The organism is Kribbella endophytica (genome assembly GCF_054781295.1).
In genome coordinates, this window is the sequence record NZ_BAAGUR010000004.1 from 663,203 (window position 1) to 689,631 (window position 26,429).

24 protein-coding genes are annotated in these 26,429 nt (G+C 69.1%); 7 read left to right on the forward strand and 17 right to left on the reverse strand.

Annotated features, from left to right (window positions below; translation table 11 throughout):
- Positions 1-127: 127 nt before the first annotated feature.
- From ACYVIO_RS34835 to ACYVIO_RS34845, 3 genes are all read left to right on the forward strand, one after another.
- Positions 128-685 (forward strand): sigma-70 family RNA polymerase sigma factor, encoded by a 558-nt coding sequence (locus tag ACYVIO_RS34835; RefSeq protein ID WP_460655215.1) that lies wholly within the window; start codon positions 128-130, stop codon positions 683-685.
- 159 nt (positions 686-844) lie between these two features.
- A complete protein-coding gene (locus ACYVIO_RS34840) occupies positions 845-1,525 on the forward strand; it encodes a hypothetical protein (protein WP_460655216.1) in 681 nt (226 codons plus the stop codon).
- Between the two features lie 83 nt (positions 1,526-1,608).
- Positions 1,609-2,814, forward strand: a complete 1,206-nt coding sequence (locus ACYVIO_RS34845) for an MFS transporter (RefSeq protein WP_460655217.1) — start codon at positions 1,609-1,611, stop codon at positions 2,812-2,814.
- A 142-nt stretch (positions 2,815-2,956) separates the two neighbouring features.
- Here the strand turns inward: ACYVIO_RS34845 and ACYVIO_RS34850 are convergent, their stop codons facing one another.
- The 4 genes from ACYVIO_RS34850 to chvE all read right to left on the reverse strand — a co-directional run bounded on the left by ACYVIO_RS34850 (position 2,957) and on the right by chvE (position 8,025).
- Positions 2,957-3,970 (reverse strand): LacI family DNA-binding transcriptional regulator, encoded by a 1,014-nt coding sequence (locus tag ACYVIO_RS34850; RefSeq protein WP_460655218.1) that lies wholly within the window; start codon positions 3,968-3,970, stop codon positions 2,957-2,959.
- A gap of 83 nt (positions 3,971-4,053) precedes the next feature.
- Positions 4,054-5,319 carry a multiple monosaccharide ABC transporter permease gene (gene mmsB, locus ACYVIO_RS34855; RefSeq protein ID WP_460655219.1) on the reverse strand — a complete coding sequence of 422 codons (1,266 nt, stop codon included), beginning with the start codon at positions 5,317-5,319 and terminating at the stop codon, positions 4,054-4,056.
- A complete protein-coding gene (gene mmsA / locus ACYVIO_RS34860) occupies positions 5,316-6,854 on the reverse strand; it encodes a multiple monosaccharide ABC transporter ATP-binding protein (RefSeq protein ID WP_460655220.1) in 1,539 nt (512 codons plus the stop codon). The genes mmsB and mmsA overlap by 4 nt, the downstream gene beginning before the upstream one ends.
- A gap of 31 nt (positions 6,855-6,885) precedes the next feature.
- Positions 6,886-8,025, reverse strand: coding sequence for a multiple monosaccharide ABC transporter substrate-binding protein (chvE, locus tag ACYVIO_RS34865; RefSeq protein ID WP_460655221.1), 1,140 nt, complete (start codon positions 8,023-8,025; stop codon positions 6,886-6,888).
- A gap of 231 nt (positions 8,026-8,256) precedes the next feature.
- Between chvE and larA the strand changes: the two genes are divergently transcribed.
- The gene (larA, locus tag ACYVIO_RS34870; RefSeq protein ID WP_460655222.1) at positions 8,257-9,558 is read left to right on the forward strand and encodes a nickel-dependent lactate racemase; all 1,302 of its coding nucleotides are present in this window, start codon (positions 8,257-8,259) and stop codon (positions 9,556-9,558) included.
- A gap of 6 nt (positions 9,559-9,564) precedes the next feature.
- On the opposite strand, the gene ACYVIO_RS34875 is transcribed toward larA, so the two are convergent.
- Both ACYVIO_RS34875 and ACYVIO_RS34880 read right to left on the reverse strand, forming a co-directional pair.
- Positions 9,565-10,356 (reverse strand): MBL fold metallo-hydrolase, encoded by a 792-nt coding sequence (locus ACYVIO_RS34875; RefSeq protein WP_460655223.1) that lies wholly within the window; start codon positions 10,354-10,356, stop codon positions 9,565-9,567.
- Complete coding sequence (locus ACYVIO_RS34880) at positions 10,353-11,159, reverse strand: alpha/beta hydrolase (protein ID WP_460655224.1); 807 nt, start codon at positions 11,157-11,159, stop codon at positions 10,353-10,355. The genes ACYVIO_RS34875 and ACYVIO_RS34880 overlap by 4 nt, the downstream gene beginning before the upstream one ends.
- Positions 11,160-11,410: 251 nt before the next feature.
- Here ACYVIO_RS34880 and ACYVIO_RS34885 point away from each other — a divergent pair, with 251 nt between their 5' ends.
- The gene (locus ACYVIO_RS34885; protein WP_460655225.1) at positions 11,411-12,376 is read left to right on the forward strand and encodes a helix-turn-helix domain-containing protein; all 966 of its coding nucleotides are present in this window, start codon (positions 11,411-11,413) and stop codon (positions 12,374-12,376) included.
- A 61-nt stretch (positions 12,377-12,437) separates the two neighbouring features.
- Here the strand turns inward: ACYVIO_RS34885 and ACYVIO_RS34890 are convergent, their stop codons facing one another.
- The 11 genes from ACYVIO_RS34890 to ACYVIO_RS34940 form a co-directional block, all read right to left on the reverse strand.
- On the reverse strand, positions 12,438-13,262 hold the full coding sequence (locus ACYVIO_RS34890; RefSeq protein ID WP_460655226.1) for an alpha/beta hydrolase: 825 nt from the start codon (positions 13,260-13,262) through the stop codon (positions 12,438-12,440).
- A 230-nt stretch (positions 13,263-13,492) separates the two neighbouring features.
- A complete protein-coding gene (locus tag ACYVIO_RS34895) occupies positions 13,493-14,980 on the reverse strand; it encodes an alpha/beta hydrolase (RefSeq protein ID WP_460655227.1) in 1,488 nt (495 codons plus the stop codon).
- A gap of 53 nt (positions 14,981-15,033) precedes the next feature.
- Complete coding sequence (locus ACYVIO_RS34900) at positions 15,034-15,684, reverse strand: hypothetical protein (protein WP_460655228.1); 651 nt, start codon at positions 15,682-15,684, stop codon at positions 15,034-15,036.
- 30 nt (positions 15,685-15,714) lie between these two features.
- A complete protein-coding gene (locus ACYVIO_RS34905) occupies positions 15,715-16,989 on the reverse strand; it encodes an alpha/beta hydrolase (protein ID WP_460655229.1) in 1,275 nt (424 codons plus the stop codon).
- Between the two features lie 157 nt (positions 16,990-17,146).
- Complete coding sequence (locus tag ACYVIO_RS34910; RefSeq protein WP_460655230.1) at positions 17,147-17,794, reverse strand: response regulator; 648 nt, start codon at positions 17,792-17,794, stop codon at positions 17,147-17,149.
- Positions 17,791-19,011, reverse strand: a complete 1,221-nt coding sequence (locus ACYVIO_RS34915; RefSeq protein ID WP_460655231.1) for a sensor histidine kinase — start codon at positions 19,009-19,011, stop codon at positions 17,791-17,793. Before ACYVIO_RS34915 ends, ACYVIO_RS34910 begins: the two co-directional genes overlap by 4 nt.
- Before the next feature lie 158 nt (positions 19,012-19,169).
- Positions 19,170-20,345: an SGNH/GDSL hydrolase family protein gene (locus ACYVIO_RS34920; RefSeq protein WP_460655232.1), complete on the reverse strand. Its 1,176-nt coding sequence runs from the start codon at positions 20,343-20,345 to the stop codon at positions 19,170-19,172.
- Positions 20,342-20,938: a TetR/AcrR family transcriptional regulator gene (locus tag ACYVIO_RS34925; RefSeq protein ID WP_460655233.1), complete on the reverse strand. Its 597-nt coding sequence runs from the start codon at positions 20,936-20,938 to the stop codon at positions 20,342-20,344. The genes ACYVIO_RS34920 and ACYVIO_RS34925 overlap by 4 nt, the downstream gene beginning before the upstream one ends.
- A gap of 57 nt (positions 20,939-20,995) precedes the next feature.
- Complete coding sequence (locus tag ACYVIO_RS34930) at positions 20,996-22,222, reverse strand: alpha/beta hydrolase family protein (RefSeq protein WP_460655234.1); 1,227 nt, start codon at positions 22,220-22,222, stop codon at positions 20,996-20,998.
- Positions 22,223-22,307: 85 nt separating this feature from the next.
- Positions 22,308-23,639, reverse strand: coding sequence for a carboxylesterase/lipase family protein (locus ACYVIO_RS34935; RefSeq protein ID WP_460655235.1), 1,332 nt, complete (start codon positions 23,637-23,639; stop codon positions 22,308-22,310).
- A 32-nt stretch (positions 23,640-23,671) separates the two neighbouring features.
- Complete coding sequence (locus ACYVIO_RS34940; protein ID WP_460655236.1) at positions 23,672-24,577, reverse strand: MBL fold metallo-hydrolase; 906 nt, start codon at positions 24,575-24,577, stop codon at positions 23,672-23,674.
- A gap of 148 nt (positions 24,578-24,725) precedes the next feature.
- On the opposite strand from ACYVIO_RS34940, the gene ACYVIO_RS34945 reads away from it, so the two are divergent.
- Positions 24,726-25,613: a helix-turn-helix domain-containing protein gene (locus ACYVIO_RS34945; RefSeq protein ID WP_460655237.1), complete on the forward strand. Its 888-nt coding sequence runs from the start codon at positions 24,726-24,728 to the stop codon at positions 25,611-25,613.
- Entirely contained in the window at positions 25,610-26,425 is an 816-nt protein-coding gene (locus ACYVIO_RS34950) for a phytanoyl-CoA dioxygenase family protein (protein ID WP_460655238.1), read from the forward strand. Before ACYVIO_RS34945 ends, ACYVIO_RS34950 begins: the two co-directional genes overlap by 4 nt.
- The last annotated feature ends 4 nt before the right edge of the window (positions 26,426-26,429 follow it).

Genomic DNA, 26,429 nt, shown 5'->3' on the forward strand with positions numbered 1-26,429 from the left:
AGCACGCACCACCCGGGCACGACCTGCCCGGGTCAGAGCCATGCCGTTCTCGGCCGGCCGCGCACTTCCGCCCGCCGGCGACGCTCGTCAGCGTCGCCGGATCCTGAACCTCAGAAGGACTTTCACCATGACGTCTGCCCCGGTGGACCATCCACCCAACGACCTCTGCACCCATCTCGCGATCGCTGCCCGCAACGGTGATCTGGTTGCCCTCGACAACTTCGTCCGGGCCCTCCAGCGCGACGTACGACGCTACGTCGCGCACCTCGCCGACGATCCGCAATCGGCCGAGGACCTCACCCAGGAAACCTTTCTGCGAGCCCTGACCAGCCTGCACCGCTTCCAGGGCCGCTCGTCGGCCCGAACCTGGCTGCTCACCATCGCCCGCCGTACCGTCGTCGACGACCTGCGCCGTCGCGCGTCCCGACCCCGAATCGCCGACCGCGACTGGTTGCTCGCCGCCGACCAGACCCAACCCCACAACCTCCCCGGCTTCGACGACGGCATCGCCCTCGCCGAGCTCGTCGACCAACTCCCCCGCGACCGCCGCGAGGTCTTCGTCCTCACCCAACTGGCCGGCGTCCCGTACGCCGAAGCGGCCGCCCACCTGGGCTGCCCGATCGGCACCATCCGCTCCCGAGTAGCCCGAGCCCGAACGACCCTCACCGCCCAACTGGTCGCCTGACCCCTGCGCGTCCGTACGGCGTACCAACCGGTACGCCGTACGGACGCGGTCGATCCGTTCCCCACCGATCCGTGCGGACCTCAGGTAGCCTCACGAGCCAGGAAGCCCACATCGCCAGGCTTGGCGATGCCCACGAATCCGGGACAGGCAGGGCAGATCATGAAACACACTCCGCCGATCAGCAGGCCGCCGTCGCTCAACGGGCCGCAGGGTTCCAACGATCTCGCCGCGCAGTTCCTGGCGACGGAGCACTGGAGTCTGCTGGCCACCCGCAGCATGACGTGGACCGAGATCTTCAGCCGGACCAACACCTACCTGACCGTCCTGTCGGCCACCGTGATCGCCCTGTCCCTGGTGGCCAACGCCAGCGGCTTCGGACGGGACTTCGTGACCTTCGCGCTGCTGGTGATCCCGGTGGCACTGCTGATCGGGATCGGCACGTACTTTCGCCTGATCGAGGCGGACGTCGAGGACGCCTGGCTGGTGATCGGGATGAACCGGCTCCGGCACGCCTACCTCGAGCTGGCCCCCGAACTGGAGCCGTACTTCGTTGCCAGCAGCCACGACGATGCGCCGGGCATCCTCACGACGTACAGCTTCCGCAGCCGGGTCGGCCTGACCCACTGGTTGTCCGGATCACCTGTTGTCGTCGGCATCATCGACGCGGTCGTGGTCGGCGTCCTGGCCGCGATCATCTGCGAGGCAGCGGGGGCCGGCGTCCTGCTCCGCACCCTCGTCGGCGCCCTGGCCGGCTGCGTGGCCGCCGTCGCGCTCGGCTACGTGGGCTACCGAAAACTCCGCGAGGTCACCCGCGACTACGAGCCGCGCTTCCCCCGCTGACGATCCGCCGTACGGACGAGTGACCAGGCTCACACCCGTCCGGTTTGACCTTCACATTGCTGTGAAGGTTCGACTCTGGGGGTATGCGAACCCGAATGACGCCGCCGATCGACACCTCGGCGGCGACGAGTACCAAGCTCCCGATGGCCGCGCTGACGGCCATGGCCACCGCGTCCTTCATCACCGTCCTGACCGAGGCCCTGCCCGGCGGTCTGCTGCCCTCGATGAGCGGCGACCTCCGGGTGACCGAGTCCGCGATGGGACAGGCGGTGACGATCTACGCGATCGGCTCCGCGGTCGCGGCGATTCCGCTGTCTGCCGCCACCGCCGGGTGGCGCCGCAAGCGACTGTTGCTGGCCACCATGGCCGGCTTCGCTGTCGCCAACACGCTCACCGCCGTCTCGGACCAGTACCTGCTGACGATGGTCGGCCGGTTCATCGCCGGGGTGTGCGGCGGACTGGTCTGGGCGATGATGGCCGGCTACGCGCGCCGGATGGTGCCCAGTTCCCTGCACGGCAAGGCGATCGCGGTCGCCATGGCCGGTACGCCGCTCTCGCTGGCGCTCGGAGTACCGGCAGGAACCCTGCTCGGCCAGGCGCTCGGGTGGCGGACCGCCTTCCTGGTCATGACCGGCATCGCCCTGGCCGTCCTCGGCTGGCTCGCCGTGACGGCGCCGGACTTCCCCGGCGAGCACCGCGCGCGCCGATCCCGCCTCGCGCAGACCGTCCGCGTGCCCGGAGTGAGCGCCGTGCTGTTCGTCGTACTGACGATCGTCCTGGCGCACACGATCCTCTACACCTACATCGCGACGTTCCTCGACAAGTTCGGCATGGTCGGATCCACCGCGCTGGTCCTGTTCGTCTTCGGTACGGCGTCAGTGGCGGCGATCGCGGTCGTCGGCTCCCACATCCACGGCCACCTGCGCCGCCTCACGATCACCGGCACTCTCCTGTTCGCCGCCGGAGCCACCCTCCTCGCGACACTGGCCGGCAGCCCGCCCGTCATCTACGTCGCAGCAGCCCTGTGGGGACTGGGATTCGGCGGCATGGCCACGCTCCTCCAAACAGCCCTCGGCCAGGCGGCAGGCCCAGCCGCCGACACCGCCCAAGCCATCCTCGTCACCCTGTGGAACACCGCCCTGGCCCTCGGCGGAATCATCGGCGGCCTGCTCCTCGACGGCGCGGGCGCCGGTTCCTTCCCGTGGTCCGTCCTCGTCATCCTCGTCCCGGTCCTCGCCACGGTCCTCATCGCCAAGCACGGCTTCCCGATGAGACCGAAGGTGTCCTGAACAGCCGCTCCGCCGCTCCGCCGGGTCGCCCGGTCGGCGGGTCGGCGGGTCGCCCGGTCGCCCGGTCGCCGGGGTCCGCGATCCCGCGGATCCGCGGCTCGGCGGCTCGGCGGTACGCCGTCAGCGGGTCGGCGGTACGCCGTCAGCGGCGGCGCGTTGGCTTGGTCCGGGGCGGCGGGGCGGTCGTGCTGCGGACCAGCAGGTGGGGTTGCACCGGTGCGGGCTGGATCGCCGTGCCGCTGATTCGGGCGAGGGCGACCTGGATGACGCGGCGGCCCAGTTCGGCGAAGTCCTGGCGGACGGTGGTCAGCGGGGGTGCGTAGTACGCCGCCTCTGGGACGTCGTCGAAACCGACGACGCTGATGTCCTCCGGCACCCGGATCTCGGCTTCGGCGAAGGCTCGGAGCAGGCCCAAGGCCATCTGGTCGTTGGCGGCGAAGACGGCGGTGACCTCCTCTCCCCCGCGGCGGCGAGCGATGAGCTCGCGGCCGGCCAGGTAACCGGTCGGTGGCCACCAGTCACCGTGCAGCACCGGCGGAACCACCGCACCGGCAGCTTCGAGCTCGCTGCGCCAGCGGCGTTCCCGGGCGTCCGCCTCGAGTGCGTTGGCCGGCCCCCGCAGATGGTGAACCGTCCGGTGACCGAGGTCGAGCAGGTGCCGGGTCGCGAGTGCGGCTCCCGCCTCCTGGTCGACCCAGACCGCGCTGTCCTGCCCGCCGTCCTCGGCCTGGACGGCGATCATCGGCACTCTGGGACTCACGTCCGGCAGCGCGCGAACAGCACCCTCGTACGTGCTCAAGGCCACGATCGCGTCGACGGACTGGGTCGCCAGTCGTTCGACGGCCTCGATCATGTCGCCGGCGGTGTCGTCGTCGAGGACCGACACGGTCAGGAAGTAGCCCGCCTCGCGCGCCGCACGTTCCAGGCCGAGCATCGTCTGCGCGGGTCCGTACTGGCTGATGTTGGCGATCGCGAGTCCGATCGTGCGCGACGAGCCGGTCGCCAGGGCCCGCGCCGCGCTGTTCGGCCGGTAGCCGAGCTCGGCGATCGCCTCCAGGACCTTCTTCCGGGTCGCCGCCGCCACGTTCGGTTGCCCGTTGATCACCCTGGACACCGTCTGGTGCGACACACCGGCGTGCGCGGCGACGTCCGACATGCCCAGGGAACGCGTCGCTCCTACCACCGCTGCTGCTCCCGAATCCGCAACGGTCCCCCCATGGCTGGACTCCGACTCCGTCGTCAGCGTGATGCGCCGGCGCGACGTTTATTGTAGATGTCGAAGGCAACGGCGAGCAGCAGCACCATGCCCTTCACGACCGACTGCGTCGACTGGTCGATGCCCATCAGCTGCATCCCGTTGCTCATCACCGCCATGATGAGCCCGCCGACCATCGCCCCGACCACCGTGCCGACGCCACCCGCGACGGCCGCGCCGCCGATGAACGCCGCCGCGATGGCGTCCAGCTCGAACATGTTCCCGGCGGCCGGCTGGGCCCCGTTGGAACGCGACGAGTAGATGACCCCGGCCACGCCGGCCAGGAACCCCATGTTGACGAAGATCCAGAAGTTGACCTTGCGGACCTTCACCCCGGACAGCATCGCGGCCGGCAGGTTGCCGCCGATCGCGTACACCTGGCGGCCGAAGACGGTGTTCTTGGTCATCAGCCCGTAGGCGATCACCAGGACGGCCAGGATGATCAGCACGATCGGCAGACCGCGCGCGTGCGCGAGCTGCCAGGCGAAGTACATCACGACCGCCGCCACCAGGACCACGCGCGCGACGAACAGCGGGAACGACTCGACCGGCTGCTCGTAGCGGACCCGGGCCAGCCGGGTGCGGAACACGCTGACGGCGTACCCGGCGGACGCGACCGCGGCGATCACCAGCGTGAAGGAGTCGTACCCGTGCCCGCCCATCAGGCCGTTCAGGAAGCCGCTGGCGACCTGCTGGTACTCGCCCGGGAACGGCGACAGCGAGACGTTGTCGAGCACCTGAAGCGTCAGGCCGCGGAACAGCAGCATCCCCGCGAGCGTCACGATGAACGCCGGCATCCCGACGTACGCGACCCAGAACCCGTGCCACGCGCCGACCAGGCTGCCGACCAGTACGGCCGCCACGACACCGACCCACCACGGCTGCCCGTGCTGGATCACCAGGACCGCCGACACCGCGCCGGTCAGCGCGACGATCGACCCGACCGACAGGTCGATGTGCCCGGCGATGATCAGGATCACCATGCCGATCGCGAGCACCAGGATGTAGGAGTACTGCAGCACGATGTTGGTGATGTTGCCCGGGCTGAGCAGCACGCCGTCGGTCAGGAACGCGAACAGCGCCACGATCACGACGAACGCGATGTAGATGCCGCTCTGCCGCAGGTTGCGCCTGATCAGGGTCAGCGGATCGCTGGTCCCGACGTGCAGCGAGGCCGCGGGGGCGCCCTCGGTGGCCGCGCGGTCCGCCGCTTCGTCCTGGGGACGTGGGGACGGTTTGGTGCTGGTCATCCGGCGAACTCCTTCTCCGTCGTCATGCGCGCCATCAGGCTTTCCTGGGTCGCCTCGCCGACCGGCAGCTCACCGGTGATCCGCCCGGCCGACAGGGTGTAGATCCGGTCGCACATCCCGAGCAGCTCCGGAAGCTCCGACGAGATCAGGACGACCGCTTTCCCCTGCGCCACGAGCCGATTGACGATCGTGTAGATCTCGAACTTCGCTCCGACGTCGATCCCGCGCGTGGGCTCGTCGAGGATGAGCACGTCCGGGTCGGTGAAGAGCCACTTGGACAGCACGACCTTCTGCTGGTTGCCGCCGGACAGCGTGCCGACCGGATCCAGCACCGTGCGCGTCTTGATGTTCATCTCCCGCCGGCCCTGCTCGGCGACCTTGATCTCCTCGTTGGCGTTGACCCATCCCGCTCGGGCCAGCTTGCCGAGGGCCGCGGCCGAGACGTTGGCCCGGACGTCGGCGATGAGATTCAGCCCGTACCGCTTGCGGTCCTCGGTGGCGTAGGCGATGCCGTGGCCGATCGCCTCGGACACGGTGCGGGCCCGGACCTCCTTGCCGTGCAGGTACAGCCGACCGCTGATGTTGCGTCCGTACGAGCGGCCGAACACACTCATCGCGAGCTCGGTCCGCCCGGCCCCCATCAGTCCGGCGATCCCGACAACCTCGCCGGCTCGTACGTCGAGACAGGCGCCGTCGACCACCTTGCGCTGCTGGGTCGGGTGCCACACCGTCCAGTCCTCGATCCGCAGCACCTCCGGCCCGGGTGCGGAGACCCGGTCGGGGTAGAAGCTGTCGAGGTCCCGCCCCACCATGTCGCGGATGATCCGGTCCTGCGTGACGTCGTCGGCGCGCATGTCGAGGGTCTCGACCGTGCGCCCGTCCCGGATCACCGTCGTGGAGTCGGCGATCGCGGTGATCTCGCTCAGCTTGTGCGAGATCATGATGCAGGTGATGCCCCGGTCCCGCAGGCGCCTCAGCAGGTCGAGCAGGTGTGCGGAGTCGACGTCGTTCAGCGCCGCGGTCGGCTCGTCGAGGATCAGCAGCCGGACCTCCTTCGACAGCGCCTTGGCGATCTCGACGAGCTGCTGCTTGCCGACCCCGAGCTGGATCACCGGCGAGACCGGGTTCTCGTGCAGCCCGACGGAGGTGAGCAGCTCACGGGCGTCGGCGTTGGAGCGGTTCCAGTCGATCAGGCCTCCGCGCCCCCGCCGTTCGTTGCCCAGGAAGAGGTTCTCCGCGATCGACAGGTTGGGGACGAGGGCCAGCTCCTGGTGGATGATGACGATCCCGACGGCCTCGGAGTCACGGATCCCACCGAAGTGGACAGGCTTCCCGTCGAACCTGATCTCGCCGTCGTAGCTGCCGGTCGGGTACACCCCGGACAGCACCTTCATCAGCGTCGACTTGCCGGCACCGTTCTCTCCACAGATGGCGTGGATCTCCCCGCGCCGGACACTGAGCGAGACGTCCTCGAGCGCCTTGACCCCGGGGAACTGCTTGGTGATACCCCGCATCTCGAGCAGGACGTCGTCCATGGATCCTCCTTCGGGTGCCGGCCGTGGTCGACTACTTGGCCTGACCGGCGGCGACCTCGGCGGTCGTGTAGTACCCGGAGTCGACGAGCTGCTTCTGGATGTCGGCCTTGAAGACGGTCTGGATCGGCAGCAGGTACGCCGGGACGACCTTCACCCCGTTGTCGTAGGTCTTGCTGTCGTTGGCCTGCGGCTCCTTCTTCTGCAGGAACGCCTCGGCAGCGTTGACGGCCTGCTCGGCCAGCAGCCGGGTGTCCTTGAAGATCGTGGAGCTCTGGACGCCGGTGTTGATCAGCTTGACCGACGCGATCTCCGCGTCCTGGCCGGTGAGTACCGGCGTGGGGTTGGCCGCCGTGCCGTAGCCCGCGTTGTGCAACGCGGTGATGATGCCGCGCGAGATTCCGTCGTACGGCGAGAGAACGCCGCCCACCTTGGCGCCGTCGTTGTAGCTCGAGGTCAGCAGGTCCTCCATCCGCTTCTGCGCGGCCTCCTGCTGCCAGCGCAGGGTGGCGACCTGCTCCATGCCGGTCTGCTTCGACTTGACCACCAGCGAACCGTTGTCGAAGTACGGCTTGAGGGTCTCCATCGCGCCCTTGAAGAAGTACTGGGTGTTGTTGTCGTCCAGCGACCCGGCGAAGACCTCGATGTTGAACGGCCCGGTCTTGGTGCCCTTCGAGCCGTCCGCGTTCTCCAGGCCGAGACCGCGCAGCAGTGCCTTCGCCTGGGCGACGCCGACCTTGAAGTTGTCGAAGCTGACGTAGAAGTTCACGTTCTTGCTGCCGCGGATCAGCCGGTCGTACGCGATCACCGGAATCGTCTTGTCGGCCGCGGCCTGCAGCTGGCTGCTGAGCGCGGTCCCGTCGATCGCGGCGATGATCAGCACGTCGGCTCCGCGGGTGATCATCTGGTCGACCTGCTGGGACTGCGTCGGGATGTCGTCGTTCGCGAACTGCAGATCGACCTTGTACCCCTTCGCCTCGAGCTTCTCCTTGACCGCCTTGCCGTCCGCGATCCACCGCTCCGAGGTCTGCGTCGGCATCGACACCCCGATGGTCAGGTCCGCGGGCTTGTCGGCGGCGGTGTCGGTGGCACCGCCGGCTCCCTCCCCGCCGCACGCACCGAGGCCGAGCACCAGCAGGGCACCACTCAGAAGCACCACAAGTTTGTTCTTCACGAACTCTTCCCCTCCGGGAGAGGCGTCACTCCCGCGAATCAGGCCCCGCATGGCTGTTGGCGGTCACAGTGTTAGCGCTAACACGAGGGTCGTCAAGACATCGGTCAGGCCTCACGGCGTCACGGTCCCGTAACGAGAGTTTTCGAAGCTCTGCTGGAAATCCATTGCCTGGAAGAACTTCGGCGCCGGCCGACAATTCTTGAGCGCGTTAACAACAGTAAGATGCCGGGTGTGAACAGCAGTGACGAGGTGCGGACCGAGACCCGACTGGCGTACGGCGATTCAGGACTGTCGCTGACCTTCGATCCGTCGGTGACGACCGTCGTCGAACCCGTGCACAGCGCGGCGGCGCCCGACCAGCTCGAGGCCGTTCGTACGGCGCTGCGGGAGCCCGTGGCCGGCCCGCCGTTACGCGAGCGCGTCCGGCCCGGGCAGACGGTGGCGATCTCCGCGTGCGACGGGACCCGGCCGCAGCCGCGGCACCTGATGATCCCGGCCGTGATCGAGGAGCTCGACGGCATCGTCGACCTGGACGACATCGTCATTCTCGTTGCCACCGGCACCCATCGGGGCAACACCGAGGACGAACTGCGCCTGATGTTCGGCGACGCGGTCGTCGACTCCGTACGTATCGTGAACCACGACTGCGCCGACTCGTCGCGGCTGGTGTGGCGAGGCACGCACGGCAACGGCGTACCGGTGTGGCTGAACCGCGAGTGGAGCGAAGCCGACGTGCGCATCACCACCGGCTTCGTCGAGCCGCACTTCTTCGCGGGCTTCTCCGGCGGCCCGAAGCTGGTGGCGCCCGGGCTCGCCGGCCTGGACACGGTGCTCGTCCTGCACGACGCGTCGAGGATCGGTGACCCCCGGGCGACCTGGGGCGTCACGCAGGGGAACCCGGTGCACGACGACGTCCGCGCCATCGCCACGGCGACCGGGGTGACGTTCGCGCTCGACGTCGTACTGAACCGGGACCAGGCCGTCGTCGCGGCCTTCGGGGGCGATCTGCTGCCGATGCACGTTGCCGCGGCGTCGTTCGCTCAGGGGATCGCGATGCGGCCGGTCGACCGGCTCTTCGACGTCGTCGTGACCACGAACTCCGGCTTCCCGCTCGACCAGAACCTGTACCAGGCGGTGAAGGGCATGTCGGCCGCCTACCAGGTCGTCCGGCCGGGTGGCACCATCATCTGTGCGGCTGAATGCCGTGACGGCTTCCCGGATCACGGCATGTACCGCAAGACCCTCGAGGCGGCCGACTCCCCGCAGGCGCTGCTGGACGAGATCGCCGCTCGGTCCGAGACCGTGCCCGACCAGTGGCAGATCCAGATCCAGGCCAAGATCCAGGCGGCGAACCGCGTGGTCGTGCACACCGGCTTCCTGAGCGACGACGACCTCGCCGCGGCGCACCTCGAGCAGACTCACGACATCTCGGCCGCCGCCGCGGAGGCCCTGGCCGCGGCCGGCCCGGACGCGGTGATGTGCGTCCTCCCGGAAGGGCCGCAAACCATTCCGTACCTGGTCGGAGCGCAGTAGCGGGGACTAGACGGTCAAGGTCTTGGAAACCCCGAGCGTGAGCCAGGTCAGGCTGTCGCGGACGGCCGCCGGTGCGGTGCTGAAGGCCTGCTCGATGCTGTCGCGGCCCTGGGTGAAGTGGCGCCAGCCCTCGTAGTGGACCGGGAGGACGGTGTGGGGGCGAACGAGTTCGCAGAGTCTGACGCCCTCGGGACCGGACATGGTATAGCGGATCGGTCCGGTGATGCCGAACTGGACCGCGCCGAGGTGCAGCAGCATCGTGCCGACGTCGAAACGCTCGCCGACGCGCCGCACCCCGTCGTACAGAACTGTGTCGCCGGTGATCCACAGGACGCCGTGCTCCTGGCCCTCCCAGCGCAGCGCGAAGCCGGTGACCTCCCCGGTGATCGCGCGGCTCAGCGGAGGGCCGTGGCGGCAAGGTGTCGCGGTGATCTCCAGCGACGGCCGGCCCGGACTGTGGAGCGTGTGGACGGCCCACGGCGCCAGACCGACGGCGTTGCCGCGCAGCCGGCGTGCGCCCGCGACGGTCGTCACCACGACATCGGCCTGCGGCAGCAGCGCGCGACCGGCGTCGTCCAGGTTGTCGCCGTGGTGGTCGTGGCTGAGCAGTACGGCGTCGATCGGCGGCAGGTCCTCGACCGCGACCGCGGGCCCGGCGTCCTTGTGGGAGGCCGAGCCCCAGCCGAAGGTGTAGCGGCGTCCGGGCGGGTCGAAGGTCGGGTCCGTGAGCAGCCGCCACCCGTCGACCTCGATCAGCGTGGTCGGGCCGCCGATGTGCGTGATCCGCGCGACGCTCACGGGGAGGTCGGGGTGGCGTGGGCGAGCGCCCAGTCGAGCACCTCGTCCGCGATCTGCTGCCAGCCTTCCTGGGCGGGCAGCAGGTGCGCGTAACCGTCGTACTGCTTGAGCTCGGTGAGGGTTTTCGACTTGTAGTGCTTGGCGTTCGAGCGCTGGACCTCCGGCGGCATGATGTGGTCCTCCGAGCCGGAGACGAACAGCAACGGCGCCCGGTTGTCGTTGTGGTAGTCGACCCAGGTGTCCTGGTGGCCGGGCTGGAAGTTCGCGAGCACGCTGCCCCAGAGGATGCCGCCGTTGGCCGGGATCGCGTACCGCTCGTACAGCGCGCGGGCATCGGAGTCGGTGAACGTGTTGGTGAACGCGTACTTCCACTCCTCGAACGTCAGCGGGACCACCTTGTGCCGGTTGCCCGGGTTCTTCAGGACGGGGAACGTCGACTTCACCTGCGACAGCGGTACGACGCGCACCCCCTCGGTGGGAGCGGAGTTCATCGCCACGCCGGCCGCGCCGAAGCCGTGGTCGAGCAGGATCTGGGTGAACGCGCCGCCCGCGGAGTGACCGATGATGATCGGCGGCGCCGGCAGCGCGCCGACGACCGCCTCCAGGTGCTCGATGATCTGCGGAACGGTCACCTTCAGGATCGGCGTGGGATCGGCGTTGAGCGCCTCGACCTCCACCTCGAAGCCCGGGTAGCCCGGCGCGATCACCTGGAACCCACGCTGCTCGTAGTGCGTGATCCAGTTCTCCCAGCTGCGCGGCGTGACCCAGAAGCCGTGCACGAGGACGATGGTGTCAGGAGCCATGATCGGTTTCCCCTTCGTTGCGGACAGCGGTCAGGACGTCTTCTTGGCGGCGGTGAGCACGCTGCGGAGGTACGCGCTGTGGAAATCCACACCCCGCGGCGGACGGGTGACGGCGATCGCTTCAGTGGGGCGCCTGCTGGCGGAAAACCTAGCCTCCCGCGCGCGGCGCGCCCTAGGATGTGGGTGCACGGGACTGGGGCCTCGGTGCACACTTTCGGCTGATCCGGGGGCGGGAACGGCAGGGGGCTGGCGTGGCTGTTCTGCTCGACACTGCCGCGCTGCCGCACCAGGACCGCGCGGAGGCCTTCTACGCGGCGATGATGTCCGCGAGTGTGCCGGCCCGCGTGGAGCACGAAGCTCCGCACGGCGAGGTGCACGCGCGGATGGACTTCTGGCAGCTCGGTACGCCGGACCTCTTCCGCAACGAGGGCTCGGGCATCCGGCTGGTGCGCACGCCGAAGCACGTCAGGATCGGGGCTCCCGAGCGGCTCGCGCTCGCTGTCCAGGTGATCGGGTCCGGGAGGTTCAGCCAGGCGAACGCCCAGCAACGGGTCAGCACCGGCGAGCTGATGCTGGTCGACCTGACCGCGCCGTACGAGTTCGCCTGGCGGAGCGCCGGCGCGTCACAGGCGTTCCAGATCGACTACGACGACCTCGGGCTGAGCGTCGAGACGGTCCGCGCGGCGGCCCAGCGGCTGCCCAGCAGTCCCCTGTACGACCTCGTGCTGCACCACCTCACCGTGCTGCCGACCGTCGCCGACGCACTGCAGGGCACCAGCGCCGCCGCCATGCTCGGCGAAGCCACCACCCGGCTCGTCCGCGCGCTGCTGACGTCCGCCGCCGAGGACGTCCGGTACGACGTACCGGCCATGACCGACGTGCTGTTCACCCGGATCACCTGGTACGCCCGACAGCATCTCGCCGACCCCGAGCTCAGCCCGGCCCGGATCGCGGCGGAGCACAGCATCTCGCTGCGCTACCTCTACAAACTGTTCGCCAGGCACCACCTGAGCTTCGAGCAGTGGCTCATCGCCGAACGCCTCGCCGGAGCGCGCCGCCAACTCACCTCACCCAGCAGCGCGCAACGACCGATCGCGTCGATCGCCGCCCAGTGGGGCTTCCTCGACGCCGGCCATTTCGCCCGCCGCTTCCGAATGGCCTACGGCACAACACCCCAGGAATGGCGCCGCCAGCACAACCCACCGCCGGACCACTGACCAACCGCACGGCTCGGGCGGATCGTCGCTATTCCGTACGGCGAAGATCTCCGCGGTGCGGTCACGGCGTACGGAGGAAGGCGAGGAACGTCTGCCGAAAGGCGGAAGGCTTCTGACCGGTCGTGTCGTACAGAACCGCCTGAGCGTGCCCCGACCCGGCGGGCAGCAGGACGAAGCGCGATCCCTTCGTCGCGGCGCTCAGAGACTTCATCTCCGCCACCGACGAGGCCGGGTCGTCCTGCGCGAGGACGTAGAGGACCGGTTGCCGAATACTCCGCGCGACGGACATCGCGGTGGCGTCCGTCGTACCGATCGGCATCGCCAGATTGGCCGGGGACAGCGTGACCACACCAGAGATCCCGGAGTTCGGCCTGACCGCGGCAACCAGCGGCATCGAGCCGCCCGCCGATGCGCCAACCACCACGACCTTGGTGGCCCCACGTCGCCGCAGCTCGGCGACCACCGCAAGCAGGTCCTCGACCGGCCGGACCTCGTCGGCGCAGGTACTCGCACCGACACAACTCTGGTCGTAGCCGACGACATTCAAACCGGCCTTCGCCAGCCAGCCGATCTCACCAGCCCAGTTACACACACCCCGCGCCCCCGACCCGTGCACCAGCACCACCCCCAGACGCCCGCTACCAGCTCCAACCTCGTACAACTGGACGCCGCCACTCCCCTTCACCACGCGAGCAGTCGTCACGTCCTGCTGAGCCGTCTGCCCACACCGCTCCCCCAGCGACTGCAACACAACCGACGGCGTCGCCGACGGCGATGACTCGCTGGTCCGCGGCGTCTCGGAGGCCACAGCCCCCGGCGTACCGTCCGCGCATCCGGCCACCAGCAGACCAGCACAAACCAAGGCCGTCATCCCGAGGAGGCGCACGCTGAAGATCCTTCCGGTGGTCGTCCCACCAGATCGTACGGGCGGTGCTGCCTGGCCGTAAGGTGACCAAGGCACTTTGAAGTGCCTTCTTTTGGGGGGCTTTGGGGTTCCTACGGTTGTGACGCTGCACTGCTCATGCCATGGTCTGCGCGCCGGCACGGCCGGGGGGAGCAGCCGGCGGTTGCCGGCTGCTCCCGCGGGTGGCCGGCAGGTGCCGGCGTGGTCGGTTGTTACTTCTCCACAGCGCAGGTGAGGTCCCTCGCCGGACGCTCCCCCGTGATCAGGAACTTCACCAGCGCGTCCTTGGCGCACGTGTTCTTGGTGACCGGGTAGACGCCGTGTCCGCCGCCGTCGACGGTGACCATCGTGGCGCGGTTGCCGAGGGCTCGGCGCATCTTGCGGGCACCGGCCAGCGGCGTTCCCGGGTCGCGCTCGTTCTGCACCAGGAGCACGTTCGACGGACCTCGGTCGCTGATATTCACCGGCGGCTCGACGCGCTGCTTCGGCCAGAACGCGCACGGGCCGATGTTGGCCGCGGCCGCACCCAGCATCGGGTACCTGATCCGATCGACCAGCACGTTGCGCCGATACTCCCGCACCGACGTCGGCCAGCGGCTGTCGTTGCAGACCACGTACAGCCGCGCCGACATCGCGATGTTGTTGTTGACCAGGTCGGGTGCCGGCGCCTCCGGCTGCGGGGTGTCCGTGTCGATGTCCTGCCAGAGCTTGGCCAGCACCGGCATGGTCGCCTCGCCGTACAGAAGCCCGAACGTGCTCGCGCGGAATCCCGTCTCGTCGAGACCCTCGACCGGCTTGGCCCGCAGCTTCCGGGCGAGCTCGAAGAACTTCGCCTTCACCTGCCGCGGCGTCTTGCCGAGGTTGTACTCCGGATGCGCGACGACGAACTTCGCGAAGTCCGGGAAGCGGTCCTCCAGCCCACGGCCGAACATCCGCATCGCCGTTGCGTCGTAGCCGTCGGGACCCATGACGCTGTCGATCACCACGCGGTCGGTGGTCTTGGGGAACAGCGTCGTGTAGACCACGCCGAGGTAACTGCCGTACGACGAGCCCAGGTACGACGCCTTCGGCTCGCCGAGCGCCGCACGGATCCGGTCCAGGTCGCGGGCCGTGTTGGCGGTGGTGATGTGGGGCAGCATCGACGCGGTCTTCGACGTCGTGCACTGCTTGGCGACGGTCCGTGCGTACGCCGCTTCGCTGGTGACGTCGGCCGCGGAATGCGCGTACTTCGCGAAGGCACCGTGGAGCTGCTGGGCCGGGGTGAGGTCGCAGCTCACCGGCGTGCTCGCTCCGGAGCCTCGCGGGTCGACACCGATCACGTCGTACGCGTCCAGCACCTCCTTCGCCGTCCCTGCCCTGGCGAGATAGCCCGGGTAGTCACGTCCGGTGAAACCAGGGCCGCCGGGATTGGTCAGCAAGATCCCGCGGCGCTTCGCCGGGTCCTTGCTCGCCAGCCGCGACAGCGCCAGCTCGATCTTCCGGCCGTCCGGCTTGCGGTAGTCCAACGGCACCTCGAGCTTCGAGCACTCCAACGGCACGTACTGCAAGACATCCGGCGGACACGGCGCCCACTCGACGGCGCTCGGCGCGGACGCCTTCGTCGCCGCCGAGACGTCCGGCGGCGCCACGGTCAAGGCCGGTACGGCGATCGCCGCGGCCAGTACGGTGGCGGCGAAGGCGAGAACAGGGGTTCTTCGCATCTGAAATCCTCCAAGGGCGCACGAAAGCGCCCGGATGGTCGTGATGGGAAAGGTCAGCCCGCGGCGCCGTCCAGCAGCCGGTTGAACCGCAGCCGCAGCGCCCGTTCCGTACTGGCCAGCAAGGTGACCACCACGATCGTGACGTTCAGCCAGGCCGGCAGGTGGATGGGCGAGTCGAAGACGCCGAAGTGCTCGGCAACCGGCGGGATCCGGGTGAACGGACCCACGATCTGCGGGATCAGCAGCAGTACGGCGATCCCGAGCACGGTCGCCGAGAAGACGCCGATCGCGCGGCTCAGGGCCGGGTGCGAGTGGTCGAGCCGCGCCCGGCGCCCCTCGGCGCTGTGCGGATCCGGCTCGAGCTGGTACTCGGCTCCCTCGTCGGTCACGTAGTGGCAGCGCTTGAGCCCGAAGTTGCTCATCCGCACCTCGATGATGCCGCCCTCGACCGGGAAGACCGCCGGGAGCCGGCAGACGGCGTGCTGCCTGCCGTTGAGGTACAGATCCGCTGTCGTCTCACCTGAGCTCTGATTGCCCCAGTGCCTGACATCGACGGCGTACACCGTTTGCCGGCCGTCGCCGGTCAGCCGGAGGTAGAACAGGGCACGGCCGATCGACTGCCACCAACGGACGCGCTGCAACTCTCGCCCGTCACCAGGCTTCACGCGCTGCACCGCCCGACGCTGCTGCCATTCCTTGAACATCCTGCACTCCCTCCGGCCGATCCGCCTTGTTTACTTGGGGTTGGGCGCGCAGGCGAGGACGTTCGCCGGGCGCTCACCGGTGAGCAGGAACTTCGTCACCGCGTCGTTGCCGCAGGTGTTGTTGCCCCACGGGTAGGCGCCGTGGCCGCCACCGTCGACGGTCACCATCCTGGCCCGCTGCCCGAAGGCGCGGTGCATCTCCTTCGCGCCGGCGATCGCCGTACCGGGGTCGCGCTCGAAGTCCCCCTCCGGAATCAGGTCCGGCGGCAGCCGGCCGGCGTCGAGCGCCTTCCAGATCTTGGCCAGGGTGGGGAACCAGGCGTCGCCGTACAGCTTCTCGAAGGTGATCCCCCGGAACAGCGTCCCGGTGACAACGCCCTGGACCGGCAACTTGTCGATCCGCTGCGCGAGCTCGTAGTACTTCGCGGTCACCTCCTGCGGCGTGCTGCCCAGCCCGGCCGACGGGTTCGCGGCAGCCCACTTCGCGAAATCCGGGAAGCGGTCCTGCATGCCACGGGCAAACATCCGCATCTGCTCGTAGCCGTAGCCCTTGGGGCCGGTCACGCTGTCGAGCAGAACCCGGTCGGTGGTCTTCGGGAACAGCGTCGTGTAGACCGCACCGAGGTAGCTGCCGTACGAAGTCCCGAAGTACGACGCCTTCTTCTCACCCAGCGCGATGCGGATCCGGTCCATGTCCCGCGCGGTGTTCGCGGTCGTGATGTGGGGCAGCATCGACGCGGTCTTCGACGTGGTGCACTGCTTGGCGACGGTCCGCGCGAACTTCGCCTCGCGGGCGACGTCGGCCGGGCTGTTCGCGTACGTCGGGAACGCGCCGGCCGCCTGCTGTGCCGGCGTGAGGTTGCAGCTCACCGGCGTACTGTGGGCGACTCCGCGCGGGTCGAAGCCGATCAGGTCGTAGGCGTTGAGGACTTCCCGCGGTACGCCGGTCGTCGCGAGAGTGCCGATGTGGGCGAGTCCGGAGCCGCCGGGGCCGCCGGGGTTGGTCAGCAGGACGCCGCGGCGCTGAGTCGGCTCCTTGGATGCCAGGCGGGAGATCGCGATCTCGATCTGCCGGCCGTTCGGCGTGCGGTAGTCCAGCGGTACGTCGAGGGCCGAGCACTCCAGCGCCACCTTCGAGACGACATCCGCGGGGCACGGCGTCCACTTCAGCGTGCTGGGCAGCGGTTTCGTGGACACGCTCGTCGTCGCGGCCGAAACCTCCGGCGGCGTCGCCATCGAGAACGCCGGTACGGCGACCGCCGCCACCGCTGTCGCGGCGAGGGCGAAGGTCAAGGTCCTGTGCATTTCTGATGTCCTCCAGAGGGCGCACGACGGGCGCCGATGTACGGTCACCAGAAAACCTAGTTTTCCGCGCGCGCCGTGCCATCCACCGTTCGTGCACGGTTCCCGGCCGAAAGGACACCGTGCCTTTCCACCGAAAGAACATTTCCCTTCGGTGCGATTACCGCATCAGGCCCGATTCCCACGCCCAGACGGCGATCTCGGTGCGGTTCCGGGCGGCGATCTTGCGCTGCACCGAACCGAGATGGGACTTCACGGTCGACAACGACACCAGCAGTTCCGCGCTGATCTCGACATTGGTCCGACCCCGGGCGACCGCCTTGACCGCGTCCAGCTCGCGTTCCGTCAACTCCGGTTCAGCACGCCGGGGCCGATTGCTGCCGGTGGCGAAGTGACCCAGGAGCCGGGTGGTGATCGAAGGTGAAACCAGAGCGTCGCCGTTGGCCGCGGAGTGCACGGCCTCCACCAGAAGTCGCGGCCCTGCATCCTTCAAGAGGAATCCGCAGGCACCGGACCGAAGCGCCTCGTGCACAAGCTCATCCAGGTCGAACGTCGTCACGACCAGCACCCGCAGCGGCTTGGTGACACCAGGACCCGCCAGCAACCGCGTCGCGGCCAGCCCGTCCATCAGCGGCATCCGGATGTCCATCAGTGTTACGTCGGGACGCAGCCGCTGAGCCAGCGCCACCGCGGTCTTGCCGTCTGCGGCCTCGCCGATCACCTCGATGTCGGGCTCGCGTTCAAGGATCAGCCGGAACCCGGTACGGACCATGGCCTGGTCGTCGGCGAGCAGAACACGCAGTGTCATCGGGTCACCAGCTCCCCCGGCGACCGCGCCGCACCGACGCCACCTGGCAGCGGAAGTTCGGCGAGGACCCGCCACTCGTGGTCGCCGTGATCCCCGACCGTCAGATGTCCGTCCAGCGCGTCGATCCGCTCGCGCATTCCGACCAGGCCGTAGCCGTCCATCGCCCGGCGGCCACGACTTCGGCTGTGACGATGCCCGTCGTTCAGCACCTCGACGCGCAAGTACTGCCGTCCCTCGTGGTCCACCGGCTCGACCGAGACGCTCACCCGCCGGGCCTCCGGAGCGTGCCTGCGGACGTTGGTCAACGATTCGAGTACGACGCGATGCACCGTCGTCACCGTCTCCGAAGCCACCGCGAGGCCAGCGAGCTCTGGCGCCAACCGCACCGTGACCGCCTGGTCACCACCCACCGCTGCCACGACCGTCTCCACCAGATCCCCGGCACCAGGTGACAACAGCTCGGGACTGCGCAGCATGATCACCAGCCGCCGTACGGCGCCAAGGGCTTCGGCGCCGGCCCGCTCGATGTCCTCGAGCAGTTCCCGCTCCGTTCCGTCGTCGAGCACCACCCGCGCGGCCTGGGTACGTACGACCACGCCCGTGATGTGGTGCGCCACCAGATCGTGCAACTCCCTGGCCAGCACGAGCCGTTCCGTGTTCCGGGCGGAGGCTAGCGCGACCTCGCGCCGAGCGTTCCCGTCGCGCAGGATCAGCCCGGTCGCGACACTGATGCCCCACAGGATCGCCCACAGCAGGGCGACGGTGAGGTTGACCGAGTCGCCGCCGTACCGCAGGACCGGCGCGACGACGAGCGCCAAGCCGCCGAGCACCGCGATGCCTCCAGCCTGCGGTCGCCGCAACTGGTGGCAGCTCGCTCCGACCAGCAGCAGCAAGGCCAGCGCCTCGGTGTCACCGCCGATCGACCCGCCAGGCTCGGCCAGGAAGCCGACGGTGCTGCACAGCAACGAGACGACGATCGCCGCCGTCGCGAGCTGAGCGAGCCGTTCCGGCCGGCGCCGCCGGAGAAGTGCGAATGCTCCGGCCACCACGCCGACACAGAGGTAGAGCGTCTCCCCCGGCGGCGGTGGTTCGTCCGGGAGCAGCAGGCGCCCGACGGCCTTCTCGACATTCAGGCCCACCACGACAACCACCTCGGCAACGACCAGGCCACGGCGCAGCAGCCGGCTGTTCGCGCGGATCATGGCGTCGTCCTCCATCAGCTGTTCCCGTGCACGGTGTGGACGTCGCCAGCTTTCCCGACTTCGTTCGCGCACACGTCCCACTCGCGACCATCCCGTATCAACCGAAAGTACGAGATCAGCATTTGCTGACGTCGCGCGCGAATGGCGAACAAGCGAGGCACGCCGACGTTGACCTAGGACCGGCGGTCGAGGTCAGATCCGGAACTGCTGAATGGTCCCGCTTTGCCGAAGGCGAGCTCGGCGAAGCGTTCGCCCATGAAGGCGTGGGTGGTGGTGTCCGGGTGCAGGGCGTCAGGAAGCGGGTGACTCCGCGCGTCGGTCTCGCCGTACAGGGTGCGGCCGTCGAGGTAGTGCAGGTTCGGGTCGTCGGACCTGCGGTCGACGAGCTCCTCGAGCGCCTGACGGACGACCTGCAGCGTCAAGCGGCCGTTGGCGGTGTCGCCTTGGGTGCCGGTGGCAACGAACTTCACCGTGTCGGTGCCGAACGTGGCCGGGTCGACGGCACCCGGCCCGGGGGTGTCCTCGTGGATGGCGCAGAAGACGGGCGACACGACGAGCAGCGGCGTCGTGGGATGGCCGTCGCGGATGGTGTCGAGGAAGCCGTGTACCGCCGGTACGAAGGTGCGCAGCCGCATCGCGTCGAGGTTGACGACGTTGATCCCGAACTTCACGCTGATCAGGTCCGCCGGGGTGTCCCGCATGACGCGGGCCACGAACGGATCCACCAGCGCGCTGCCCCCGAAGCCGAGGTTGTGCAGCTGCGCGCCGGCACTCCGAGCGGCGACGACGGGCCAGATGCTGGTCGGGCTGGTGGCGTTGGAGCCCTGGCTGATGGAACTGCCGTGATGCAGCCACACCGGACCCGACTGCGGCGCGGGACGCACCGGCGCGTCGGAATGCAGCGCCACCAGGTCGACCTGCTCGTTGTGCGGAAGCCAGATCTCGATCGTCTTCTCACCGGGCGGCAGGTCGATGACGGTGACCTGATCGGACGTCCCCGCTGCGAAGGTGGTCGTACCGGTCTGCATGTCCAGCTCGACGAGATCTCCCTGCGTGAGGGGGTACGACCCCAGCATCGTTCCGTCGACAACCACGTCGAGGGCACCGCGGGCACGTTCCATCCCGCGGTAGGCGACGCGCGTCGCGTGCACCTCGAGGGTCACGCTTCGGGCTGTCGTGACCACGGCGACCCGCACGCCCGAGGGCTGCGCCTCCATCAGCGTGAGGTGCTGATCGGCGTACCGTTCGACGACGGTCTTCGGAAGTCTGTGCGCACGGAGCCCACGATCGGTCGACTCGAGTTCGGTCGCGCCGTGCAGGAGGTCCGCGGTCAGCGGCGTGGTGATCATGAGATCTCTTTCTCGCGGAGCTCTCCGCGCTGAGGCCAATGGGTGAGGACGAGGTGGAGGGCGTCGAGCAGCTCGGTCCACGACTGGTCGGCCGGCGGCGTGCTGTGCGCGAAGCTGCCGATGCGTTCGAGGTTGAGGAAGCCGCTCAGGGCGGCACCGACGATGCGCGTGGCGTGCACGCGGTCCTCGCCGGTGATGCCGTAGCCGAGCAGGACCGCGTCGTTGACCCGCACGATGCGGCGGGCGGCCGGCGCCTCCACGGCACCGGCACCCGCCCTTCGGTGCAACGACTCCCAACGGCCCGGGTGCTCTTGCAGGTACGTGCGGTGCGCGGCTGCGAAGCCCAGCAGTGCGTCGTACTGCGAACGCCCGGCGATCGCGTCGGCGATGCGGTCGGTGAGCTCGTCCAGCGCCAGCGCCGTGATCCCGTCCCGAAGCGCCGCCAGGTCGCGAACGTGCGCGTAGAGGCTGGGTGTCTGTACGGCGAACGACCGCGCGATCGCGGCCAGGGTCACCGAGTCGAAACCGGCCTCGTCAGCCAGTTCGGCTGCTCGCGCGATCACCACCGCTTGGTTGAGCTGGGTTCTCTCCACGCATCCAATCTAACATAGATAGGTAGCTACCTAATACCCATAGGTCACCTCCGGGAGCTACCGCACGAACCGCACGTCCGGGTACTTCGGTGATTCGCCGAGCAGCAGATGCTGCGGGCGGTGCTTCAGAAACTGATCGAAGTACGCCGCCAGGTACGCCCGCTGCGCGGCGACACTGCGGGCCGGGTCCACCGTGCCGAGCAAGCCGGTGACGGCGTCAGCCGGGACGCCGAAGGCTTTCGCGATCGCGGGCAGGGAGAACTGGTAGTCGGCAAACGACGAATGCGTGCCCTCGGGAAGACGCAGGTTGAGCTTCCAGCCCCGCTGATGGGCCCAGAAGCTCGTCCAGGACGGATCGTTCATCGGCTGACCAGGCTGCGACAAGTGCGAATGATCCGCGCCGCCGAACAGCAGGAACGGGCGGTCCAGCCCACGCTTCGCGACCTCACTCAGCTCACCGTCCGGGAACGCGTACTGCAACGTGCCGTCAAGGTCGACACCGGCCGCGATCCGTCGATCGGTCAGCATCGTCTGCGCCGCGGTGAACCCACCCAGCGAATAGCCGAGCATCCCCACCTTCCGCAGGTCCAACGCGTGCCCCAGACCGCGCGGCAGCGACCGCCGCTCCGCATCCGGGTTCACACCACGAGCGAGCCTCGCGAGCTGGCCCAGCACGTACTTCGTGTCAGCGACCCGAACCGCCACCGCCCTCTCGAGCTCCTCCACCGGCGCGACGACCGGCGAGACGCGCCCGTCGGGGAACTCCACCGGAGCCTCGCCGGTGTGGTCCATCGTCACCACGACGTACCCGCGACTGACGAGATCCTCGACGTGCTGCGTGCCGAGCAGCCGGGACGTTCCGAAGCCCGGCGAGTACACGATCACCGGGTGGCGCCCGAGTGCGGCGATCCCGGTGCGCGCGTGGGTCGGCGTACCGGCGTAATCGACCGTTCCAGAGGCCAGGCCCAGCGCCGAGCCGACCTCGTCGGCCAACGCCGTCGCGACCTTCGCCGGCGCATAGGGATTCCGAGAGCCGTGGGTCGAGGGAACAGCCGGGTACCAGATGCTGACCATCAGTTCACGACGACGCGACGGCACCCACACGTCGGCACGAGAATCGTCGACCAGATGCAGCTCGGTGACACCGATCCGGAACCGACCGGTCGGTTCCGGCAGCACCAGCTGGTACTTCGCAAGGTCGGCAGTGGCGGATCGAGGCAGTACTGCGACGGTCGCGCCGGCAGCAAGGAGGGCGAGGACGGGACGTCGTCCGATGGCGGTCATGCCCCCGACTCTGCCGATCATGACCGGCCCCGCGGATCAGCCATTCGGGTGGAGTCGTCCACCCAATGGCCATTTCTCACGGCGCTCACTCGAACGTCTCCACGGTGTCGCCTGCGGCCCAGCCCGGGTTTCCGGTGCGGGCGAACCGGACCCACGCACCGTGCATCCGGGCAGCGAGGCCGGCGGGTGCCGGGGACGGGCCGAGCAGACCGGTTGCCCCGTGCAACCATGGCTCGTCGGCGAGGTCGAAGACGAACGGAAGCTCGACGGTGTGAGCGGCCCCGAGCTTTCCGTCGAGCGCGGTGGACCGATGGCCGAACCGGTAGACATGGGTGCGCCCGCCGGAGATCCGGCGGTGGGCCTCGATCATCCGTGCGGTGCCCGCGCCGAACAGTGTTTCGCCGAGAGCCGCGGACCGGAGTTCTCCCGACGTCGCGTCAAAGTTGCCCTGCGGAACCAGGTAGAGGTGGCCTTCCTCGGTGTTGGTGCCGATCAGGAGATCGACCTCGGAGGCAGGCCCGCCCGCCAGTGAGTCCGCGGGCTGCTCGGGCAGTACCAAGCTGAACGGGCTGAGACCGGCCAGCGGATCGTTGGCGGTCGCGGTCCGCAGGTCCAGCCCGGCGAGCCGCGGCAGGATCTCGAGGAAGCGCTCGTCCGGGACCGTCGCAAAGTCGTCCAGCGTGGGCGCCACACCCAACGCCTTCGCGGCCGCTCCCGTCACCCGCTGCGCCTGTTCCGGTGTGAACGCGCCGGTGCCGCTTCCGCTCTGCACGATCGCCCGACGGAACAGGCCCTTCGCCTCCGGGGCCGCGAGCAGGGCCGTGACGAGCGTCGCTCCGGCGGACTGCCCGAACACCGTGACCTCGTCCGGGTCGCCGCCGAACACCGCGATGGTGTCGCGAACCCAGGCGAGGGCCGCCAGTACGTCGAGCAGCCCACGGTTGGCCGGTGCTCCCTCGAGGTCGAGGAACCCCGGGATGCCGAGGCGGTAGTTCAGCGTCACCAGGACGATCCCGTCGCGGGCGAACGCCCGGCCGTCGTACAGGCTGGCTCGGGACGAGCCGGTGACGAATCCGCCGCCGTGGACGAAGACCATCACCGGCAGCGCACCGCCGCCCGACGACGGCGTACGGACGTCGACCGTGAGGTAGTCCTGCCCAGGGACCCAACCCGGCCCGAAGTACGGCGTCAGGTCGAGGCGGCCGAAGTCCCTGCGTGGTTGCGGCGCCGTGGGCGAAGGGCTGGTGCCGTCGCGCACGCCGGTCCAGCCCGCGTGCGGGACGGGGGCCGCGAAGCGGGCCGCGCCGGCGGGCGCTGCGGCGTACGGGATCGCTCGGTACAGCTCGCCGTACTCGTCACGTACGCCGCGGACGGCGCCAGAGGGGGTGTCGACGACGGCGGTGTCCTGGTGAGGCACGAGGCCTGTCCTTTCGGGAGTCGTGGCGATGATCAGGAGATGCGAGCCAGCCCGGCCCAGTCCTTGATGGCGAACTTCGAGCCGTCGCGGACGACCTCGGCCGCGCCGTGGCCGCCGAGGTGGGCCGGGAGGACGAGCGCGTTGTCGTCCGCGGCCCGGCCGAGCAGCCGACGCCGGGTCGCACGGGACTCGACCGGGTCCTCGCAGAAGCAGCTGTTCGTGTCCGGTTCGACGATCTGCAACGCGGTGTGGACGAGGTCGCCGACGAACAGCGCGCGGTCGGTGCCGGACTCCAGGCTCAGTACCGACGAGCCCGGCGTGTGCCCGGGTGCGAGGTCGAGCCGCAGGTTCGCGTCGATCCGGTACGTGTCGTCCCACAGGTGGACGAGCCCTGCCTCGTGGACCGGAGCGACGCTGTCCTCGAACACATTCTGGTTGCCGCGGCCAAGGATCGGCTGGTGCCCGTTCGCCGGGTTCCAGAAGTCGAAGTCCCGCTGCGTCATCAGGTACGTCGCGTTCGGGAAGGTCGGCACCCAGGTGCGGCCGTCGAGGCGGGTGTTCCAGCCGACGTGATCGACGTGCAGGTGGGTGTTGATCACCAGGTCCACGTCTTCCGGCCGTACGCCGGCAGCTGCGAGGTTGTCCAGGTAGTCGGTGTCGAGGCGGCTCCACACCGGTGCGTACGGCCGGTCCTTGTGGTTGCCGACCCCCGTGTCGACGAGGATCGTGCGACCCTCGCTGCGCAGGAGCCAGGTCTGGATGGCGGAGACGCACTCGTGCGTCTCGGGATCCCAGAAGTCCGGCGCGAGCCAGTCCTGGTGCTCGGCCCAGGAACCCGCGGGGCTCTCCGGGAAGAAGGTCTCGGGGCTCATCGCGACCGAGCCGTAGTACTCCTTGATGCGGGTTACGGTGACGTCGCCCAACACGATCTGGTCCATCGTCCGTCCTCGGGGTCTGCACGGTCGTCGACCGTGACGGGTGAGCTGCACCCGAGCTTGCTGCGGCGACGACCGGGCAGCCACTCCCCCTTCGTCCTACCCCCGGCGGGGTGTGGCTGGGGGTTGAACGACCACGAATACTGGACCAATGGACGATTCCGGACCGCTCGGTGATTTCCTGCGCGCACGACGGGCGCGACTGCGACCCGAAGACGTCGGGCTCCGTGACTTCGGGCCGCGACGGCGAGTGCCGGGCCTCCGGCGAGAAGAGCTGGCCCAGCTGGCGGGTGTCGGGGTGTCGTACTACGCGCGGCTCGAGCAGGGCCAGTCCCGTGGCGCGTCCCCGGAGGTGCTCGAGGCGATCGCTCGCGCGCTCAGGCTCGACGCCGCCGAGCAGGCGCACCTCGAGAGGCTGGCGAACGCATCACGCCGTACGCCGAAAGTCCGCCGCCGGCAGCCCGAGTGCGTCACGGCGGAGACCCTCGATCTGCTCCGAGCGCTGGACGGGATTCCCGCGCTGGTTCTCGGACGGCGTACCGACGTACTGGCCTGGAACGAACTGGGCCACGCCTTGCTTGCCGGCCACATCGATCCCGCCTCGCCCGACGAGCCCGCCAACCGCCCGAACACGAGCCGGATGCTCTTCCTCGACGAGCACTGCCGTGAGCTCTACACCGACTGGAAACGCAAGGCCAGAGCCGTGGTCGGCAACCTGCGGATCGCCGTCGGTCTCCACCCCGACGACCCGGAGCTGGCAGCCCTGATCGGCGAGCTCTCGATGAAGAGCCCGGAGTTCGTCGCCCTGTGGGCCGATCATCGCGTCGCGCCGTGCGACGCCGCTTCCTACGACCTGCAGCATCCGCTGGTCGGCGCGGTCACCGTCACCCAACAGACACTCGCGATCGTCCGTTCACCGGAGCAGAGGCTGATCGCGGTGACAACACCCGCAGGCTCGTCGTCGGAGTCTGCACTCGCGCTCCTCAGGCAGACCATCGGCCGTACCAGCCCACTGCGCTCAAGGAGCCACGCCGGATGACTTCCCTCGCCACAGAACTCGACCGGACCTACCCGCTGTCCGCGACCGCCACCGCCGACTTCGCCCGCGACGGCTTCGCCCACTTGTCGAACGTGCTGGCGCCGGAGACCGTCGAGCACTTCGAGCCGACGATCACGGACGAGGTCATCCGGCTGAACACCCAGCACCTCCCGCTCGAGGAACGCGGCACCTACGGCAAGGCCTTCCTTCAGGTGACCAACCTCTGGGAGCACAACGAGGTAGTCCGGGAGCTGGTGTACTCCAAGCGGCTGGCCGGCATCGCCGCTGGGCTGCTGGGAGTCCACGCGGTCCGCCTCTACCACGACCAGGCGCTCTACAAGGAGCCGAACGGCGGTATCACCCCCTGGCACGCGGACCAGTACTACTGGCCGCTGTCCAGCGATCGCATCTGCACGCTCTGGCTGCCGCTGCAGGACACGCCGCTGGAGATGGGCCCGCTCGCCTTCGCGCGCGGCAGTCACAACTTCTCGTCCGGCCGCGACCTGCCGATCAGCGACGAGTCGGAGGCCGCACTCGCGCAGGCCGTCGCCGAGCAGCGGTTCGAGCACGTCGTCGAGCCCTTCGCGCTGGGCGACGCCAGCTTCCACCGTGGCTGGACCTTCCACCACGCCGGCCCGAACCACGGCACCGTTCCACGCCGGGTGATGACCGTCATCTACATGGACGCCGACATCCGCATCACCGACCCCACGAACGACAACCAGATCAGCGACCTCGCCTGGATGCCCGGCACCACCGTCGGCCAGGTCCCGGACACCCCGCGTAACCCCGTCCTGTACGACGCGCGGTGACCTC

Bases quoted from the DNA above. Each gene is read 5' to 3' on its own strand.
- ACYVIO_RS34900 (WP_460655228.1), bottom strand. From the start codon at position 15,684: ATGTTCAAGGAATGGCAGCAGCGTCGGGCGGTGCAGCGCGTGAAGCCT.
- mmsB (WP_460655219.1), bottom strand. From the start codon at position 5,319: ATGACCAGCACCAAACCGTCCCCACGTCCCCAGGACGAAGCGGCGGAC.
- ACYVIO_RS34905 (WP_460655229.1), bottom strand. From the start codon at position 16,989: ATGCACAGGACCTTGACCTTCGCCCTCGCCGCGACAGCGGTGGCGGCG.
- ACYVIO_RS34880 (WP_460655224.1), bottom strand. From the start codon at position 11,159: ATGGCTCCTGACACCATCGTCCTCGTGCACGGCTTCTGGGTCACGCCG.
- ACYVIO_RS34920 (WP_460655232.1), bottom strand. From the start codon at position 20,345: ATGATCACCACGCCGCTGACCGCGGACCTCCTGCACGGCGCGACCGAA.
- ACYVIO_RS34940 (WP_460655236.1), bottom strand. From the start codon at position 24,577: ATGGACCAGATCGTGTTGGGCGACGTCACCGTAACCCGCATCAAGGAG.
- mmsA (WP_460655220.1), bottom strand. From the start codon at position 6,854: ATGGACGACGTCCTGCTCGAGATGCGGGGTATCACCAAGCAGTTCCCC.
- ACYVIO_RS34840 (WP_460655216.1), top strand. From the start codon at position 845: ATGAAACACACTCCGCCGATCAGCAGGCCGCCGTCGCTCAACGGGCCG.
- ACYVIO_RS34910 (WP_460655230.1), bottom strand. From the start codon at position 17,794: ATGACACTGCGTGTTCTGCTCGCCGACGACCAGGCCATGGTCCGTACC.
- ACYVIO_RS34850 (WP_460655218.1), bottom strand. From the start codon at position 3,970: ATGTCGGACGTCGCCGCGCACGCCGGTGTGTCGCACCAGACGGTGTCC.
- ACYVIO_RS34845 (WP_460655217.1), top strand. From the start codon at position 1,609: ATGCGAACCCGAATGACGCCGCCGATCGACACCTCGGCGGCGACGAGT.
- ACYVIO_RS34950 (WP_460655238.1), top strand. From the start codon at position 25,610: ATGACTTCCCTCGCCACAGAACTCGACCGGACCTACCCGCTGTCCGCG.
- ACYVIO_RS34835 (WP_460655215.1), top strand. From the start codon at position 128: ATGACGTCTGCCCCGGTGGACCATCCACCCAACGACCTCTGCACCCAT.
- ACYVIO_RS34915 (WP_460655231.1), bottom strand. From the start codon at position 19,011: ATGGAGGACGACGCCATGATCCGCGCGAACAGCCGGCTGCTGCGCCGT.
- ACYVIO_RS34945 (WP_460655237.1), top strand. From the start codon at position 24,726: ATGGACGATTCCGGACCGCTCGGTGATTTCCTGCGCGCACGACGGGCG.
- ACYVIO_RS34895 (WP_460655227.1), bottom strand. From the start codon at position 14,980: ATGCGAAGAACCCCTGTTCTCGCCTTCGCCGCCACCGTACTGGCCGCG.
- ACYVIO_RS34930 (WP_460655234.1), bottom strand. From the start codon at position 22,222: ATGACCGCCATCGGACGACGTCCCGTCCTCGCCCTCCTTGCTGCCGGC.